17 protein-coding genes are annotated in these 16,802 nt (G+C 58.2%); 8 read left to right on the top strand and 9 right to left on the bottom strand.

The window, feature by feature from the left end; translation table 11 throughout:
* The first annotated feature begins 29 nt into the window (after positions 1–29).
* Together KBP52_RS01310 and KBP52_RS01305 are read left to right on the top strand one after the other, a co-directional pair.
* A complete protein-coding gene (locus KBP52_RS01310; RefSeq protein ID WP_077572616.1) occupies positions 30–1,187 on the top strand; it encodes a GGDEF domain-containing protein in 1,158 nt (385 codons plus the stop codon).
* A gap of 8 nt (positions 1,188–1,195) precedes the next feature.
* Positions 1,196–1,711, top strand: a complete 516-nt coding sequence (locus tag KBP52_RS01305) for a PaaI family thioesterase (protein ID WP_212621820.1) — start codon at positions 1,196–1,198, stop codon at positions 1,709–1,711.
* A gap of 269 nt (positions 1,712–1,980) precedes the next feature.
* Here the strand turns inward: KBP52_RS01305 and KBP52_RS01300 are convergent, their stop codons facing one another.
* Positions 1,981–4,179, bottom strand: coding sequence for an OsmC domain/YcaO domain-containing protein (locus KBP52_RS01300; protein ID WP_212621819.1), 2,199 nt, complete (start codon positions 4,177–4,179; stop codon positions 1,981–1,983).
* Between the two features lie 221 nt (positions 4,180–4,400).
* Here KBP52_RS01300 and KBP52_RS01295 point away from each other — a divergent pair, with 221 nt between their 5' ends.
* A complete protein-coding gene (locus KBP52_RS01295) occupies positions 4,401–7,013 on the top strand; it encodes an EAL domain-containing protein (RefSeq protein WP_212621818.1) in 2,613 nt (870 codons plus the stop codon).
* 5 nt (positions 7,014–7,018) lie between these two features.
* On the opposite strand, the gene KBP52_RS01290 is transcribed toward KBP52_RS01295, so the two are convergent.
* Positions 7,019–7,234 (bottom strand): hypothetical protein, encoded by a 216-nt coding sequence (locus KBP52_RS01290; protein ID WP_212621817.1) that lies wholly within the window; start codon positions 7,232–7,234, stop codon positions 7,019–7,021.
* A 372-nt stretch (positions 7,235–7,606) separates the two neighbouring features.
* Entirely contained in the window at positions 7,607–8,422 is an 816-nt protein-coding gene (ppk2, locus tag KBP52_RS01285; protein ID WP_077572611.1) for a polyphosphate kinase 2, read from the bottom strand.
* 190 nt (positions 8,423–8,612) lie between these two features.
* Between ppk2 and KBP52_RS01280 the strand changes: the two genes are divergently transcribed.
* From KBP52_RS01280 to KBP52_RS01260, 5 genes are all read left to right on the top strand, one after another.
* Positions 8,613–10,742, top strand: a complete 2,130-nt coding sequence (locus KBP52_RS01280) for a TonB-dependent receptor (RefSeq protein WP_212621816.1) — start codon at positions 8,613–8,615, stop codon at positions 10,740–10,742.
* A gap of 228 nt (positions 10,743–10,970) precedes the next feature.
* The gene (gene sseB, locus KBP52_RS01275; RefSeq protein WP_249122234.1) at positions 10,971–11,762 is read left to right on the top strand and encodes an enhanced serine sensitivity protein SseB; all 792 of its coding nucleotides are present in this window, start codon (positions 10,971–10,973) and stop codon (positions 11,760–11,762) included.
* A 90-nt stretch (positions 11,763–11,852) separates the two neighbouring features.
* Positions 11,853–12,503, top strand: coding sequence for a hypothetical protein (locus tag KBP52_RS01270; protein ID WP_077572608.1), 651 nt, complete (start codon positions 11,853–11,855; stop codon positions 12,501–12,503).
* A 64-nt stretch (positions 12,504–12,567) separates the two neighbouring features.
* Positions 12,568–13,281, top strand: a complete 714-nt coding sequence (locus tag KBP52_RS01265) for a DUF695 domain-containing protein (protein ID WP_249122233.1) — start codon at positions 12,568–12,570, stop codon at positions 13,279–13,281.
* A gap of 64 nt (positions 13,282–13,345) precedes the next feature.
* On the top strand, positions 13,346–13,813 hold the full coding sequence (locus KBP52_RS01260; protein WP_249122232.1) for a hypothetical protein: 468 nt from the start codon (positions 13,346–13,348) through the stop codon (positions 13,811–13,813).
* Between the two features lie 104 nt (positions 13,814–13,917).
* On the opposite strand, the gene msrA is transcribed toward KBP52_RS01260, so the two are convergent.
* The 6 genes from msrA to KBP52_RS01230 all read right to left on the bottom strand — a co-directional run bounded on the left by msrA (position 13,918) and on the right by KBP52_RS01230 (position 16,766).
* Positions 13,918–14,424 carry a peptide-methionine (S)-S-oxide reductase MsrA gene (gene msrA / locus KBP52_RS01255; protein WP_077572606.1) on the bottom strand — a complete coding sequence of 169 codons (507 nt, stop codon included), beginning with the start codon at positions 14,422–14,424 and terminating at the stop codon, positions 13,918–13,920.
* Between the two features lie 167 nt (positions 14,425–14,591).
* Positions 14,592–14,987, bottom strand: coding sequence for a hypothetical protein (locus tag KBP52_RS01250; protein ID WP_212621814.1), 396 nt, complete (start codon positions 14,985–14,987; stop codon positions 14,592–14,594).
* A gap of 57 nt (positions 14,988–15,044) precedes the next feature.
* Positions 15,045–15,290: a PAAR domain-containing protein gene (locus KBP52_RS01245; protein ID WP_212621813.1), complete on the bottom strand. Its 246-nt coding sequence runs from the start codon at positions 15,288–15,290 to the stop codon at positions 15,045–15,047.
* Between the two features lie 127 nt (positions 15,291–15,417).
* Positions 15,418–15,849 (bottom strand): DUF4265 domain-containing protein, encoded by a 432-nt coding sequence (locus KBP52_RS01240; protein WP_212621812.1) that lies wholly within the window; start codon positions 15,847–15,849, stop codon positions 15,418–15,420.
* 96 nt (positions 15,850–15,945) lie between these two features.
* Complete coding sequence (locus tag KBP52_RS01235; RefSeq protein ID WP_212621811.1) at positions 15,946–16,452, bottom strand: DUF4265 domain-containing protein; 507 nt, start codon at positions 16,450–16,452, stop codon at positions 15,946–15,948.
* A 26-nt stretch (positions 16,453–16,478) separates the two neighbouring features.
* Entirely contained in the window at positions 16,479–16,766 is a 288-nt protein-coding gene (locus KBP52_RS01230) for a hypothetical protein (RefSeq protein WP_212621810.1), read from the bottom strand.
* Between the last annotated feature and the right edge of the window lie 36 nt (positions 16,767–16,802).

The raw sequence follows: 16,802 nt of genomic DNA, 5'->3' as shown, positions 1-16,802 counted from the left end.
CACTGCCAATCAGACAGGCTCATCAAGAAATGCCGCTCGACCCACCGACGATGTTGACCCTTTCCATCGCCCTCGCAGCCGCTGCCGCGCTGTATCTGGCGATCGAATGGCGCAGCATTCGTGAGCCTTCGCTACTGTTGTGGAGCGCCGGTTTTGCCACCATCACCGTCGGTTCCACCCTGGCCCTGCTGCGCAGCAGCGGCTTTTTGCTGATCGGCATCTGGTTCGCCAACGGCTTGCTGGTGACCGCGCACTTCCTGTTCCTGCTCGGTGTGGCACGTTTTACCCAGATACGGCTGTCGCCGGCCTGGTATCTGATCTTTGTCACTTGGCTGGTCATGCTGCTGTTGCCGGACGGGCCGCTGTGGTCCAAGGTCATGCTCGCAGCCAATTCGCTGCTGGTGGCGCTGGCGACGCTCAAGGCCAGCTCACTGCTTCGCCCCCACGGCAAGTCGTTGAGCGTCGGCGCGGTGCAGTTGCGTTACGTTTTGCTCGGCCATGGGATCTTCTATGTAGCCAAAGCCCTGACCGTGGTGATCCCCGGCACGCTGATCGATCTGGCGGCGTTTCGTGGCGAGATCATCCAGATTTCCCTGGTCGAGGGCGCGATGGCAATCATGTTGATCGCTTTGTCGATGACCGGCACCGAACGTTATCGCCGGGAAAAACAGATCGCCCGCCTCGCCGAACGCGATCCGCTGACCGCCCTGTACAACCGCCGCGCCCTCGAAAAGCGCGCGCCGCGCCTGCTCGAACAGGTTTCGCCAGAGCATCCCGGCGCCTTGCTGCTGATCGATATCGACAATTTCAAACTGGTCAACGACCAGCACGGCCACACCGCTGGGGATCGTTTGTTGATCGCCCTGAGCGAGATGATCCGCTCGTTACTGCCGCGCAATGCGCTGACGGCGCGCCTGGGCGGTGACGAGTTTGTCATTCTGTTAAACAGCGCATCGAGTGAGCGCGTCATGGAACTGGGCAACGCCTTGCGCGAGCAGTTTCTCAGCACCACTTCACAGACATTCCCCACCACCGCGGCCGTGACCCTGAGCATCGGCGCCAGCCTGTTCGACAACCCGCCCGCCAACCTGACGACACTGATCGAGCAAGGCGACGCGGCACTCTACGAATCGAAACGCGGCGGGCGCAATCGCCTGCGCCTGACCGGACTCACCACGCCAGGATAATAAAAACCATGTCCAGCCTCGATACTCCTCTGCAAGACCTCGCCGCGCCCGAAGGCGTCTGTTACGGCTGCGGCGGCCGCAACCCGCACGGCCTGCACGTCAAAAGCCATTGGCATGAAGACGGCGTGCACGTCATTGCCGAACACCTGCCGGAGGCCAAATACTGCGGCTGGCCGGACCTGGTCTACGGCGGCTTGATCGCGATGCTGGTCGACTGCCATTCCAACTGGACAGCGATGGCTTACCACTACCGCGCGGAGAACCGCGAACCAGGCAGCCTGCCGCGCATTGACTGCGTTACTGGCAACCTCGGCATCAAGTTCATCAAACCGACACCGATGGGCGTACCGCTGGTTTTGCGGGCGACCGTCGAGGGTGAGGTTGGGCGCAAGACCCGGGTGATTTGCGAGGTGTATGCGGGGGATGTACTGACGGCGGTGGGTGATTCGGTGTTTGTGCGGGTCGATACCGGGCAATTGGCGGATGCGGCGCATGGGCGTAAAAGCCAAAGCCCCTCACCCTAGCCCTCTCCCAGAGGGAGAGGGGACTGACCTAGGCGTCTGTTTGAAATACGCCGACCTGAGATATCGAGCCGAACTCGGGTTTTGCAAAATCCTCACCTCAGCCCTCTCCTTGGGGAAAGGAGACTGGCCGAGGCGTCTGTTCGAAATACGCCGACCTGAGATATCGAGTCGAACTAGGATTTTGAAAAGCCCACAAATTAGCTCCCTCTCCTTGGGGAGAGGGCTGGGGTGAGGGGTGAATCCACCGCCGAACTCGATGTGAAACCGGCTTAAACCTGCTTCACATTCGCCCGCGCCGTATGCAGCTTTTTATAGCTCTCGATCAAACGCAAATGCCGATCCAGCCCTTCCAGCTTCATGCTCGTCGGCGTCAAACCATAAAACCGCACGCTGCCATTCACCGAACCAATCGCCGCATCCATCCGCTCGTCGCCAAACATCCGGCGGAAGTTGGCTTCGTAGTCTTCCAGCAGCAGGTCTTCATCCAGTTCCATCTCCAACACCACGTTCACCGCTTGATAGAACAAGCCGCGCTCAACGGTGTTGTCGTTGTACTGCAGGAACGCTTCGACCAGATCCTTGGCCTGCTCGTACTTCTGCAGCGCGAGACAGATCAGCAGGCGCAGTTCGAGAATGGTCAGCTTGCCCCACGGCGTGTTGTCGTCGAACTCGACGCCGATCAGCGTGGTGATCTCGGTGTAATCGTCCTGCTCGCTGTTTTCCAGGCCTTGGGCGAGGTTGCGCAGGCCGACTTTGCTCAGGTTGTGCAGGTTGAGGATGTCGGCGCGGAACTGCAGGGCTTTGTTGGTGTTGTCCCAGATCAGGTCTTCGACCGGGTAGATCTCCGAGTAATCCGGCACCAGAATCCGGCAGGCCTTGGCACCGATGTGCTCGTAGACCGCCATGTAGACTTCCTTGCCCATGTCTTCGAGGATGCCGAACAGCGTCGCGGCCTCTTCGGCGTTGGAGTTTTCGCCCTGGCCGGAGAAGTCCCACTCGACGAATTCGAAGTCCGCTTTGGCACTGAAGAAACGCCACGACACCACACCGCTGGAGTCGATGAAGTGCTCGACGAAGTTGTTCGGCTCGGTGACCGCCTGACCGGAGAAGGTCGGCTGCGGCAGATCGTTGAGGCCTTCGAAACTGCGGCCCTGCAACAGCTCGGTGAGGCTGCGTTCCAGCGCCACTTCCAGGCTCGGGTGCGCGCCGAACGAGGCGAACACGCCGCCCGTGCGCGGGTTCATCAGGGTCACGCACATCACCGGGAATTCACCGCCCAGCGACGCATCCTTGACCAGCACCGGGAAGCCCTGCTCTTCCAGACCCTTGATGCCGGCGAGGATGCTCGGGTACTTCTCCAACACTTCTTGCGGCACGTCCGGCAGGGCCATTTCGCCTTCGAGGATTTCGCGCTTGACCGCGCGCTCGAAGATCTCCGACAGGCACTGCACCTGCGCTTCGGCGAGGGTGTTGCCAGCGCTCATGCCGTTGCTGAGGTAAAGGTTTTCGATCAGGTTGGACGGGAAGTACACCACTTCATTGTCAGACTGGCGCACAAACGGCAGCGAGCAGATGCCACGCTGGGTGTTGCCGGAGTTAGTGTCGAACAGGTTCGAGCCACGCAACTCGCCGTCACGGTTGTAAATCTTCAGGGTGTATTCGTCGAGGATCTCACTCGGCAACTCGTCTTTCGGCCCCGGTTTGAACCATTGTTCGTCCGGATAATGGACGAATTCAGCGTTGGCGATCTCTTCGCCCCAGAACTGGTCGTTGTAGAAGAAGTTGCAGTTCAGGCGCTCGATGAACTCGCCCAGCGCGGAGGCCAGTGCGCCCTCTTTGGTCGCGCCCTTGCCGTTGGTGAAGCACATTGGCGAATGGGCATCGCGGATGTGCAGCGACCAGACGTTGGGCACGATGTTGCGCCACGAGGCGATTTCGATCTTCATGCCCAGGTCGGCCAAAATCCCCGACATGTTGGCGATGGTCTGCTCCAGCGGCAGGTCCTTGCCGGCGATGAAGGTGCCTGCGTCCGAGCCGGCCACCGGCATCAACAGCGCCTGGGCATCGGCGTCGAGGTTCTCGACTTCTTCGATGATGAATTCCGGACCGGTCTGCACAACCTTCTTCACCGTGCAGCGATCGATGGAACGCAGGATGCCCAAACGATCTTTCTCGGAGATGTCCGCCGGCAACTCGACCTGGATCTTGAAGATCTGGTTGTAGCGGTTTTCCGGGTCGACGATGTTGTTCTGCGACAGACGAATGTTTTCCGTGGGGATGTTGCGCGTGTCGCAGTACAACTTCACAAAGTACGCCGCACACAACGCCGACGATGCCAGAAAGTAGTCGAACGGCCCCGGTGCCGAGCCATCGCCCTTGTAGCGGATGGGCTGATCGGCGATCACCGTGAAGTCGTCGAACTTGGCTTCAAGTCGAAGGTTGTCGAGAAAGTTGACCTTGATTTCCATGCGGGATTACCAGAATACGGCTAAACGAATGGCGGCCATTATCCGGTTTTTGCGCGGGAAGTCTTGCCCTTTCGGGATTGGCCGCTGATCGGCGTCCTGCACTTGGGAAGACAAATCACGCGGTGTTCACTACGCTTTCAGAGCAGTCGCCGAGAACAATCTGAACATTGCGCCCACGCCGTGGTTCTAGATTCAGAAGACAGCGGATCAAGGACGAGCACATGGACCTTTCCAGCTATGCAGCCCCGCTTCCACCGCGCCAGAGCGCCGTCACTCGCCGCCTGGCCTTCGCGGTCGGAGCGCTGTTTGTCAGCGGCGTGATTGCGGCGACCGTGGCCTTGCTCGGCATTGCCGAACGCCTCGACAACGACGAGATCAACAAAACCCGCTTTTACTCGGCTCGCGCGCTGGAAAACCGCATCACTGCCTCGAAAAACTACATCACCAGCTACGCCTACTGGACCACCGCCTACGAGCATTTGAGCGGTCAGGTCGACACCGATTGGGCCTACACCGAGCAGAACCTCGGCAAAACCCTGTTCACCAGTGACGGCTATGACGGCGTGTTCGTGCTCAACCGCGAAGGCACCCGTTACGCGGTGGTGCGCGGGCAAATGGTCGATGCCGAGCTGTCCGCGTTCGTTCAGGTGAGCGCCACGGAGTTACTCGATCAAGTGTTGGGCCAAGGTGATCTGACCAAACCGGTCAGCCGCTACTCACTGTTCGAAGGCTGGCCGGCGCTGGTGTCGGCGGCGGCGATTATTCCCAACGATGAGCGGCCCCTTGGCGATCCGCAGACCTCATCGGTGCTGGTGTTCGTCGACAAACTCACGCCGACCAAGTTGCGTCTGATTGGCAGCGGTTACGGCTTGAACAACCTGACCCTGGCGCCGGACGAGACGATCGACCCGCAGCGCCCTCGGGTGCCGCTGGACAGCACCGGTTACAGCCTGGTCGCTGATCTGGAGCGACCCGGGCAACATTTATTGTGGTCATTGCTGCCGCCACTCGGCGCGACGATTGTGGTGCTGATGCTGCTGACCGCGTACTTCTTCCGTCACGCCTTGCGTTCATCGCAGTACGTCGACCAGAGTTTTGCTGTCATGCAAACCTCCAATCAGGCGCTGGAAAACGCCAACCGCGAGCTGGAAGCCAGTGAAGAACGCTTTCGCGCCGTGGCCGAAGCCGCGTCCGACTGGATCTGGGAGGTCGATCGCGCCCTCGCGCTGACCTACCTGTCGGCGCGCTTCAGCGAAGTGACCGGTTACCCGCAAACCCTGTGGCTGGGGCAAGACATCGGCCACCTGTTGAGTTGCGATACCACGCCGCTGGAACTGTGGCTGAGAAACCTCACCGAGGAGAACAGCGCCAGCGATTTACGCTGCACCTACCGTGACCACGCCGGCCAGCAACGCCACTGTCGACTGTCGGCCCGGCCGATTTATCAGCAGCACACAGTCATTGGCTATCGCGGTACCGCCAGCGACATCACCGACGAAGTCGCCGCCCATGCGCAGATCCAGCACCTGTCGATGCACGACGCCCTGACCGGCCTGCCCAATCGCAACAAACTCGCGCGTTATCTGGATGAAGCGCTGCTGCTCAAAGAGCACGCGCCGCCACTGTCACTGCTGATGATCGACCTCGATAACTTCAAACCGATCAACGATTCCCTCGGCCACCCGGCCGGTGACGCCGTGCTGCAGGAAGTCGCCGTGCGCCTGCGTGAGTGCACCCGCGAACACGACATCGTCGCGCGTCTGGGCGGCGACGAGTTCATCGTGGTGCTTAACGGTATGGACAGTCCGCACGAAATCGACAAGTTCTGCACCCGCCTGATCGGCAGCCTGCATCAACCGGTGGTCTTCGAACACCATCCGCTGCACATCGGCGCCAGCATCGGCATCTCGCTCAGTCGCCACCACGGCTATGTGCCCAGCGACCTGATCCGTTACGCCGACATAGCCCTCTATCAAGCCAAATCCGAAGGCAAAAACACCTGGTGTTATTTCGAAGCGCACATGAGCGATCAGATCCAGACGCGCCGGCAAATGGAAGATGACTTGCGTCACGCGCTCACGCACAACGAATTCATCCTGCACTATCAGCCGCGCTACAAGATCGATGGCAAGCACATCGTTTCGGTCGAAGCGTTGGTGCGCTGGCAGCATCCCACCAAGGGATTGCTTGGTCCGGACTTGTTCATCCCGTTGGCAGAGCAGACCGATCTGATTGTCCCGCTCGGCCGCTGGGTGTTGCGCGAGGCCTGCGAAACCGCGCTGGGCTGGCCGGAGGACATTCTGCTGTCGGTCAATCTGTCGCCCGCGCAGTTCGCCGTCAGCGATGTGGTCGAGGATGTTCGCGAGGTGCTGGTGCATACCCGTTTTCCGGCCAGTCGCCTGGAGCTGGAGATCACCGAAAACGTGATGCTCAACGACACCGACGGCGCCCTGACCACCATGAACGCCCTGAAAGAACTCGGCGTGCGCCTGAACATGGACGACTTCGGCACCGGCTACTCATCGCTCGGTTACTTGCGCGCCTACCCGTTCGACGGGATCAAGATCGACAAGCGCTTCATCGCCTCGATCAGCAGCGGCACCAATGATCGCGCGGTGGTGCAGGCGATCATTGGCCTGGGCAAAGCCATGGGCCTGACCGTGACGGCCGAAGGCGTCGAGACCGAAGAGCAACTGGATATTCTCGGCGTTGATCAATGCAATGAGGTGCAGGGTTACTTCATGAGTCGGCCGATCGACAAAGTCGCGTTTGCGCAATTGCTGCACGATTCCAGGGGCGCACAGCTGAAGGCAAAGAAAGGTCGCGTGACCTGAAGGACTTAGCCGTTTGTACGACCCAAATCAGCGGTAAACACATTGCCCGCATCGCGCACTAACTGCCGCCACTCGGCGCTGGTGATCAGCCCCTGCTCCTCCATTTCATCGGCGGCCTTGAGCAGTTCGTCGTACTGCTGTTCCGGGTCCAGACGCATCTGCGCTTGCGTCGCCAGTTTTCGCCATGCCGCCAGTTTTTCTTGTTTGCGCCGATCGAACATCGGGGATGATCTCGTGAAGGACTCCACGGGTAGAAAGAAACGAGATCGCGATGGTTCAGCGCAGTCGACGGATGGACTGCTCACTTCTAAGGGGTAGTACTGATCAGCAATGCAGGAAACGCCACCAAACCCTGTGGGAGCGAGCCTGCTCGCGATAGCGGATTGTCTGCACCGAAAATATTGGCTGACCCACCGCCATCGCTTGCAGGCAAGCTCCCACAGGGTTTGTGCTGATCCGCCATGACGGATGATCACCGAATACTGTGGGAGTGAGCCTGCTCGCGATAGCGGATTGTCTGTGACGGATGTGTTGGCTGACACACCGCTATCGCGAGCAGGCTCACTCCTACAGGGATTTGTGCGGGCCAGCTGTCAGAACTTTGTCGCTACGCGTTTATACGGATAATCCGGATCGCGGTACTTGCCCGGCTTCTGCCGTTTGGGCAACTCGACCTTGTCGCGCTTCACATCCTCATACGGAATGCGACTGAGCACATCGGTGATGATGTTCAGCCGTGCGCGGCGCTTGTCGTTGGAGTCGGCGACCAGCCACGGCGCGTGTTCGGTGTCAGAGTGTTTGAACATTTCGTCCCGTGCCCGTGAGTAGTCGTACCAGCGGCTGTAGGACTTCAAGTCCATGGGTGTCAGTTTCCAGGTCTTGCGCCCGTCGTTGATTCGCGCCTCAAGCCGGCGGGTCTGCTCTTCGGGGCTGACTTCCAGCCAGTACTTGAGCAGGATCACCCCGGACTGGACAATGGCGTGCTCGACCCACGGAATCGATTTGAGGAATTTGTCGGCCTGCTCGTCGGTGCAGAAGCCCATCACCCGCTCAACACCGGCGCGGTTGTACCAACTGCGATCGAAGATCACCACTTCGCCTGCCGCCGGTAGATAAGGCAGATAACGTTGCACGTGCATCTGGCTTTTCTCGCGATCGGTCGGCGCCGGCAACGCCACAACGCGAAAGACACGCGGGCTGACGCGTTCGGTCAGCGCCTTGATGGTCCCGCCCTTGCCGGCGCCATCGCGGCCTTCGAAGACGATGCAGACCTTGACGCCCTTGGCAATTACCCATTCCTGCAACTTGACCAGTTCGACGTGCAATTTGCGCAAATGCTCGAGGTAATCCTTGTTTTTCAGTTTCAGACTTTCAGGCGCCGTGGCGGCCTTCTTTTTGCCTTTTGCCATGACCTTGGCCTCTCTCCAATAAATGCAGAAACAGAGTGTTGATTGACGGGATACACCAGACACGTGAGGTTAGTTCATGACGTGCCGTTTGCCATGACCGGGCAAAAAGCAAAATTGCCATGTGTTTCGTTCGTTCTTTCTTGCGTCGCACTGTTCAATGCCCTGCCCTTGTCTGCCTGGAGTTTTTTCGATGCCCGCGTCCAAATCCCTGCCCACCGCCCTGCTCGGCCTGGCTCTAGCCTGCCCGGCGATGGCCGAGACTCAAGGCCTGGAACTGGGGCAAGTGCTGATTTCGGCCGAGGATCGCAACGGCAGTGATGTCTCTGTTGAGGAAGCCAAGGCCCGCCTCGTTCAGGTCCCCGGCGGCACCAGCGTGGTCGACATGCGCCAGCCATTGCAGGGCCGCGTGGCAAGCAATCAGGATGTGCTGGCGTATCAACCTGGGGTTTATGCGCAATCGGCGGGCAACGAAGGCGTGAAAATCTCGGTCCGTGGCTCGGGCATCAACCGCGCGCCGGGCGCCCATGCGTCGGGTCTGTACACGATGCTCGATGGTCTGCCGCTGACCGGCCCGGGCGGCACGCCGTATGAATTGCTTGAACCGCTGTGGGTCGATCACGTTGAAGTACTGCGCGGCGCCAACGGCTTTGATCGCGGTTCGCTGGCGCTGGGTGGCGCCATCGATTACGTCAGCCACACCGGCTACAACGCGCCGAAACTGCAAGTGCGCTACGCCACCGGCAGCCACGGCTATCAGCAGCGTCAGGTCAGTTCCGGGCAAGTGCTCGGCGACTTCGATTACTACGTGTCGCTCACCGATTCCAACGCCGACGGATATCAGGATCACACCGCCAGCGAAAGCAAAGGCGTGATCGCCAACTTCGGCTATCGCTTCAACCCAAACCTGGAAACGCGCTTCTATATCCGCTACCGCGAGACCGACAACGACCTCGCCGGCCGCGTGACCAAGCACTCCATCGAGCACTCGCCTCGCGCGGCCAATCCGTCCTATGTGGCACGCGATGACAGCCGCAAGCAACCGGGCAGTACTTTCATCGGCAACAAGACCACGTTCTATATCGACGACGACTCGAGCATCCAGACCGGCCTCGTCTACCACGACTACCCGATGGACCTGCGCGAAGGCCCGAACCGCTTGAAAGTCGCCTACACCGACGTCAGCGGCACCTTCGACTACAAACGCCGCGACACGATTTTCGGCATGGAAAGCCGCAGCAACGTCGGCCTGCGCGTCACCAAACACCTGCCCAACGACGGCGCCAGCGAGTTTGTGCGTATTCCCACCGCGCCCAACACCGCCAGCTACGTGCCCGGCACGCGCATGCGCAACTTCACCTATCAGGGTTCGGACACCGTTCTGCACTTTGGCAACGATCTGGAAATCGCCGACGACCTCTGGCTAACCACCGGCCTCGCCGCCATCTACACCCGCCGCGAAAGTGCTGTGACCTACCCGCAAAGCGGCGGCAAAACCAGCATGAACGACTGGGATTACGCGCCGCGCCTCGGCCTGCGCTACCAGATCACCCCGGATCTGCAAGTGTTCGGCAACCTCAGCCGCTCGGTTGAGGCGCCGCATCCGTGGTCGCTGATCTACAGCTCCAACGTGCGCTTCCCCGCCGGCAATGGCGCTGCGACCGGTACGCAGAAAGACCCGATCGAATTGCAGAACCAGACCGCGACCACGCTGGAGCTGGGCGGTCGTGGTGACAGCGCCGTCGGCGAATGGAGTCTGGCGTGGTACTACGCGCAAGTGCGGCATGAACTGCTCTCGGTGTTGCCGGATGCCAACGCCGTCACCCCGTACGAACTCAACGCCAGCCCCACGGTGCACCAAGGCGTTGAAGCCAGCCTCAACAGCAAACTCTGGTCGGCTGATGATGGCCGTCAGTTGAGTTTGCGTCAGGCGTATACCTTCAGTGATTTCCACTATCGCGATGACGATCGTTTTGGTGACAACCGCTTGCCGGGGTTGCCGATGCATTACTACCAGGGCGAGTTGCGTTACGACTGGCCTCAGGGCTTCTTTGCGGCGGTGAATACGCAACTGGTGTCCAAAGTTGCGGTGGATTACGCCAACAGTTACTACGCCGACCCTTACGCGCTGTTCGGCGCGACGCTGGGTTACAACGCACCGAAGGGTGACTGGCAGACGTGGGTGGATATGCGTAATTTGACCAACAAGCACTATGCCGCCACGGTCACGCCGGGGTATGACGACAAAGGCCTGGATGCCGCGCGGTCTACGCCGGGTGAAGGGATGGGGGTTTATGTCGGGGTGTCGTGGAGTTTGCTCTGACGTCTTCCCCCTGCTGGCGATGGCGGATAGGCTGTGCCGAGGAAGTTGACTGACCCACCGCCATCGCTGGCAAGCCAGCTTTCACAATGATCTGCGCTGTACCGCGATTTTGTGAGCGCCCCGGAAACCTGTGGGAGCGGGCTTGCCCGCGAAGGCGTCAGTCGAACCAGCGTCGATGTAACTGATCGACGCTTTGCTCTGTTTTAGACCGAGTCAGGGATGAACACCATGGATACCCAACCAGAAAACCTGCTGGAAAAAAGCCTCAAACTGGCCGCCGACGAACCGGCACATCGTCCCGAGTTTTTCAACACCCTGTTGAATTCAAACGTTTACATTCTCGGCACCGCCGGTGAGGCAGACGGCCACGTCAATCTCGAAGCCGGCAGCAACATCAGCATCGCCCATTGGCAAAAACCGGACGGCACACCGGTCATCCCGTTTTTTTCGTCACTGCAAACACTGCAACAGTCCATCGACAGCGAGCAGTCCTACCTCGAAATACCCGCCCGATCGTTGTTCGAAATCACACTGGGTGCCCTGCTCTGTCTGAATCCGAAGTCGCCGTACGGCAAAGAGTTTTTCCCGCAAGAGGTGCACAATTTGCTCGCCGATGCCGTTGGCCAGACCGCCACGCAACGCACGGTCGAGAAAGAAACCAACGTGTTGCTCGGTCAGCCCACCGAATACCCATCCCAAATGATCCACTCGCTCGCGCAATTGCTAGCCAAACATTCCAATGTGAAGCGCGCGTTTCTGGCATTGATGCATGACACCTCGGTCGATGAAAAACCGCACTTGATCGTGGGTATCGAGGCGGACGGCGATATTGACCGTGTCATGCGTGAGGCGGGCAATGTTGCCGGGGATACCGCGCCGCAGGGCGAGCCGGTTGATTTGTGCCGGGTGTCCCAAGGTGAAGCTGGCCTGAGTGATTACTTTCTCAGGGAGACCACGCCGTTCTATGAGCGCAAGTGGGGCAATAAACTGCGTTCTTTTCTGGGGTTTGGTAAAGCGTAATTGAACGTACACCGGGACCTTGGCTTCTCGACGAGACGACGTTTGAACCGGCACGCAACCCTCTACAATGCCCACCAAGTCAGGAAATGAATGAACTTCACCGATGAAATGGCGGCCGCTTTCCCTGCGGGCAATCCAATGCCCGCACGCCTTCGCCAAGCACTTGAGTTGTTGGAAGAACATGGCTGCGTGCGCAGTCACCGCGATGGCACGCGCTATATGACGCTGCATCCTGACCCTGCACACAGCGATGTGGCGACAACCGCTTTTTACCTGCCAGTACCTGCCGACACCGCCCGCTGGACTAACAGCAATGACCCTGACGTAAACCAGCGCCTGACCCTGTTCCTCAGAACCGGTGGGGACGGCTCCGGGGCCGGGCTGTGGCTGGACGACAGCGGGCAACAGCGATTCGTCCATCTGGGATCAGGTTCAGGGTCAACGATGCTTTGCGTCCTGACCGACACGATTGAAGACTTGTTGAGGCTGTTGGCTATCGGTTACGACGAGCTCTGCTGGCCGGAGCAGTTTCAACTGACCCCGGATGAAGTACGCGAAAAAGAATGCGCCGGAGACGATTACCCTCCACCGCCTCTTCTGTTGCGAAGCCACGTCGAGCGAACGCTCGGGCTGGGCATACCGGCGCGAGCAGCGGATCTGGTCGGCGGTACAGAGTGCATGGATGTGAGCGAATCGAACGACCCCTTCTGGAACTGGCTCAAGCAGGTCAGTCGGCATTAATGGCGACACTGCTCGATCACTTCCACTCCAAACCAGTACTCGCCCCTCCCAAGGAAGGCATGTTGTGAATGACGTTAAACCCGACAATCGAAACACCCTGAATCGCGCTTGGCCGCTGTTTTTGCTGCTGGCATCGACAGCTCTGCTTAACACGGGCTGCTCCCATCCCCCGCCACCGATCGAACGCGACCCATGCCTGGATGAAGGCCCACTCCACAGTGCCGCTTACGATGACTGCGTGGTTGACCGTAATGACGAACGCGCTGCTGCACTCAATGCCATTCTTGGCAATGGCCCAGATCTTTACCCGCAAATGCGCCTAGCCGAGCCGGGCGAGGAAACTTTTCAGGAGTCCGACTATCCGGACACCCCCAGCCCCATGAGTTACCAGACTGCTCGCTCAATTTCCGCGACGGAGCAGCAGGCGCTACCGTTCAAGATGAAAGTCCGCTGGAATTACACCTCCAGGAAACTCCTGCCGAGACCTCGTGATCTTGTACGCATGAATGAGATGGAGGCCCTTTTACTGTCGGCCGCGGTGGATGACGGGCTCGCGAAGTGGGTGTGCACGGTCACTGGAGAACACCGTCGGGAGTGGATCTTCTACGCCCGAAGTGACACTGATTTCATGAACCAAATGCAGGCGCTGCTGGCACCGAGCGGACCTTATCCTGTCGAATGGAGCGGTCGTAAAGAGCCTGCGCGCAATGCCGAGAGGGCCAATAGTGCCGACCCGTCCGGAGAAATCCGCATTACCCCGAAACGGTGTTTGGAGTGAGAGACAGGGACACTTGTGGCGCTCTCTGCACTTACAGATCATTAAAGGAAAAATGCTCATGGGCATGAAAAAAATTATGCTGGCTGTATTGGCCGCAGCGGCGCTGGCGGGTTGTGGGCGTAACAAGGACAAGGCGCAGGCGTTCGTCGAGTCCAGTGGCATGACCAAGCAATACACCAGCATGGTCGAGACCGCGTCCAGCGGTTATGCCTCCCGCTACCCGATGCTCGAACACGAGCAAATTCGCAACGTCGTGCGAGAGAACATCGATCCTGACGACCTGAAGGGCATGGTCGTGGAAATCTATGCCAATCACTTCAACAGCGATGAGCTTGACCTGCTGACTCGCGCCAACCAGCATCCCGAGCAAGCGATGACGATCATCCTGAGTTCGAAAAAGGGCCGCGATCTGGCCGAAAAATTCATGGCCGTCCAGAGCACCCTCGCTAAAGATATGCGAGATGCAATGGCCGACAGCGATGAGGCGATCATCGATGCGCTGGATGATTTGAAGGATCAAGCGCAGGGTTAAAACGGCGCTATGGGCACTCGCCGCTTCGCGGGCTTGCCCGCGAAGTCGGAAACTCATTCAGCCTCGCAACCACTGAAGTGGCGCTGAATGAGCGGCGTGCCCCCTCACCCGCGTTTCGGCAGCTTCCAGTTCGGGCGAATGAAATGGCAGGTGTAGCCATTCGGAATGCGCTCCAGGTAATCCTGATGCTCCGGCTCCGCTTCCCAAAACGGCCCCGCCGGTTCGATCTCGGTCACCACGCGGCCCGGCCACAATTTTGAGGCGTCGACATCGGCAGCCGTGTCCTCAGCGACATCGCGCTGCGCTTCGTTGAGGTAATAAATCGCCGAGCGATAGCTGCGACCGAGGTCATTGCCCTGACGGTTGGGTGTGCTCGGGTCGTGGATCTGGAAGAAAAACTCGAGGATCTGTCGATAGCTGATCACCGCAGGATCGAAGGTGATCTCGATGGCTTCAGCGTGGTCACCATGGTTGCGATAGGTAGCGTTCGGCACATCGCCGCCGGTGTAACCGACGCGAGTCTGCAACACACCGGGATAGCGCCGCAGCAGATCCTGCATGCCCCAGAAGCAGCCGCCAGCGAGGATGGCGGTTTCGGTTTGAGTGGTCATGGCGTGTCGTTCCTCTTCGGGGTGTTGGGTATAGCGATGGTTATGAGGGCGGGTTGGCGGATTCCAAGGGGCTGAGCCAATAGAACGACATCAAGCACCTGCAGCGGAATAAAAAACGCTCGCAATCAGCGAGCGTTTTTCGAGCCTGGCCACAAGGTCGGACTCACTTACAAACCTACTTGCTTCAAGCCATTACGCATGCCTTGATCCGCCTGTTCGCACCACTGCTTGAGACTGAGCGTCGGCGGCAGGTTACCCTCGAGCTTTTGGTATTCACCGTTCATAAACATCTCACCCTTGCGTCCCTGAGCTTCGATTTTGTCGCCGTCACTTTTGTCCACTGGCCCAGGCATGCCCTTAATATAGTCGCTCATCTTCTTGGCGTTCTCAGTACTGTCAGCTTTCAAGAATCCCTTGTCGACGCAGTGGTTGATCAAACCCGCCGAGTTGCGCCCCATGTCGTAGGCATTTTTCAGCGCTGCAGGATCCATCTCTTCCGCATGGGCGAAACTGGCGGTGCCCAGGGCTGCGGTCATGGCGAAGATCAAAGCGGTGTATTTCATGTTTAGTCCTTTAAGGTTAACAGCGGGGGTATTGATTGAATCCAGAATGTTTGATGCCTAGCTGATCACGGCGCCTTTCGGCCCACTCGCAATCAACGCAGCGCCGCAGGCGGTTTTCATGCCGTCGAGGGCGATGAGCGTGCCATCGACGGTGTAGGTGCTGCTGCCCTCGGCGATCGGGAAAATCCCCTTGCATAACGGGCAACTGACCTTGTGACCGACACCGGCAATCGGTTTGCCGTTGAGGTCGGTCTGAGAGCCTGCAAATCTCGCAAGGCGAGTTAATCGGCGTTGTGACTGCATGGAAAGACCCGCTTAAAAGGCTAGAAATGGTGTCCACTTAAATTAGGTATACACAATCGCCTTTGGCGTCGGGGTCAGGAAGGTGAGTTGGCCGGACGGTTACCCTCCGCCTACTAGGTAGGCGTCTCTACTGTCGGACCAATCCATACTCGAAATCCAACCAGTCTTTAGCTTTGCCCTCAGCAAGCAGGTCTATCGCCTCATCGAAGGAAACCTCCGCAGGAATGTTGATGGAAAAGAATTTCTCACTCATTCCTTCCCACTTGCAACCTATATTGACTAGGGAGTCCAGCACGGGCGAGATGTAAGGTACTCCTTCAGCAAAGTAAATTATACGAATGGTGCTGTTACCACTGCTCGTGACGACCTTATCGAAAAGGTGCTCACCGTCTGCACCGGCGATGACAGCAACCTCATCATGAAGACAAGCATCTCTCGAATAAAACGGTATGTTCTTCACAATGAATGTGTCGGATGCCGTTTTTTCGCCCCAAACGCTTTCGCTCGATACAGGAGGGTAATCGTCTTCGACGATCAAGTTAAAAAATACCTTTTCCATTTCAGGTCCTTAAGGAGTGAGTATTAATAGGGACAGACTACGATTAATAAACTCCAGCTCACGGCCTGTCTCCATGCCCCCTTAGGGCTTACTCAATCAATGAGCTAGTAGTGGTAAAGAAGCCAATGACAGGCACTCCCCTAGACGAGATGACTCAATATCTGAGTGCTGCAGACAAGCATCCTCATATGCAGTATTTTCCCCATCAGCAATATCAGACAAATATCTGTCGATTGCGAAAAAATCACAATCTGAGGGAATATCCACTGTAAACAGCGACACTTCCTGACTAACTGAGCACGAGGCACCTAACTGATGAAGATGAGCGATTATTTTTCTTTTCTCTTCAGTATCACTGGCAAAAACTCTGACAGTCGAATGGCCACCCTGTTTTGCGACACGCACAGCTATCATCTCATCGCCACTGGACTTTACCTGCACGGAATCTCCCTTACTCACGCCATAAACGTAATAGGGAGTATTGTCTAAGGTATAGGTGCCATCACCGGAATAGATGCCCCAGATCGACTCAGCAGATACAGGAGGATAATCATCCTCGTCAGGCGTTAACTCAAAGACAATCTTGTGAAAGGTACCTTTCATTCTATACGCTCAGGGTGATAAGCCGACTAGACTTTATTAGGCAAACCACGTTTAAAAACCTTCAGAAACGTGGTCTGTCCCAGAGCAGTTAACGTGCGTTTAGAAAACAACCGCCGCTGAATACTCACCGCAGTGTATGAACCAGCTAACAGTCCCTCCTTCAGGCAGTCAACTCTGCTGCCATAAACCGGGGACTGGCCTACAGTCTGCAAGGCGACGGCAACCATTTCCTCAGGAGCATGCACCACCAGTTCGTCCTTCTCACAAATATTTATCTGGGACGGACTGGGACGCAACTCCGCACTTTCCTTCACGGCAGCTCCCGAAAAATTCACTACACCTACTGGTTC

This window comes from Pseudomonas sp. SCA2728.1_7 (assembly GCF_018138145.1).
GTDB lineage: Bacteria > Pseudomonadota > Gammaproteobacteria > Pseudomonadales > Pseudomonadaceae > Aquipseudomonas > Aquipseudomonas koreensis_A.
This window is presented reverse-complemented; position numbering and strand designations above follow the sequence as displayed.

What these genes read in the sequence shown, in the direction of transcription:
- KBP52_RS01240 (WP_212621812.1), bottom strand. Translation starts at nt 15,849, where the DNA reads ATGGAAAAGGTATTTTTTAACTTGATCGTCGAAGACGATTACCCTCCT.
- KBP52_RS01245 (WP_212621813.1), bottom strand. Translation starts at nt 15,290, where the DNA reads ATGCAGTCACAACGCCGATTAACTCGCCTTGCGAGATTTGCAGGCTCT.
- ppk2 (WP_077572611.1), bottom strand. Translation starts at nt 8,422, where the DNA reads ATGGCAAAAGGCAAAAAGAAGGCCGCCACGGCGCCTGAAAGTCTGAAA.
- sseB (WP_249122234.1), top strand. Translation starts at nt 10,971, where the DNA reads ATGGATACCCAACCAGAAAACCTGCTGGAAAAAAGCCTCAAACTGGCC.
- KBP52_RS01305 (WP_212621820.1), top strand. Translation starts at nt 1,196, where the DNA reads ATGTCCAGCCTCGATACTCCTCTGCAAGACCTCGCCGCGCCCGAAGGC.
- KBP52_RS01260 (WP_249122232.1), top strand. Translation starts at nt 13,346, where the DNA reads ATGAAAAAAATTATGCTGGCTGTATTGGCCGCAGCGGCGCTGGCGGGT.
- KBP52_RS01295 (WP_212621818.1), top strand. Translation starts at nt 4,401, where the DNA reads ATGGACCTTTCCAGCTATGCAGCCCCGCTTCCACCGCGCCAGAGCGCC.
- KBP52_RS01280 (WP_212621816.1), top strand. Translation starts at nt 8,613, where the DNA reads ATGCCCGCGTCCAAATCCCTGCCCACCGCCCTGCTCGGCCTGGCTCTA.
- KBP52_RS01300 (WP_212621819.1), bottom strand. Translation starts at nt 4,179, where the DNA reads ATGGAAATCAAGGTCAACTTTCTCGACAACCTTCGACTTGAAGCCAAG.
- KBP52_RS01250 (WP_212621814.1), bottom strand. Translation starts at nt 14,987, where the DNA reads ATGAAATACACCGCTTTGATCTTCGCCATGACCGCAGCCCTGGGCACC.
- KBP52_RS01290 (WP_212621817.1), bottom strand. Translation starts at nt 7,234, where the DNA reads ATGTTCGATCGGCGCAAACAAGAAAAACTGGCGGCATGGCGAAAACTG.
- KBP52_RS01310 (WP_077572616.1), top strand. Translation starts at nt 30, where the DNA reads ATGCCGCTCGACCCACCGACGATGTTGACCCTTTCCATCGCCCTCGCA.
- KBP52_RS01235 (WP_212621811.1), bottom strand. Translation starts at nt 16,452, where the DNA reads ATGAAAGGTACCTTTCACAAGATTGTCTTTGAGTTAACGCCTGACGAG.
- msrA (WP_077572606.1), bottom strand. Translation starts at nt 14,424, where the DNA reads ATGACCACTCAAACCGAAACCGCCATCCTCGCTGGCGGCTGCTTCTGG.
- KBP52_RS01270 (WP_077572608.1), top strand. Translation starts at nt 11,853, where the DNA reads ATGAACTTCACCGATGAAATGGCGGCCGCTTTCCCTGCGGGCAATCCA.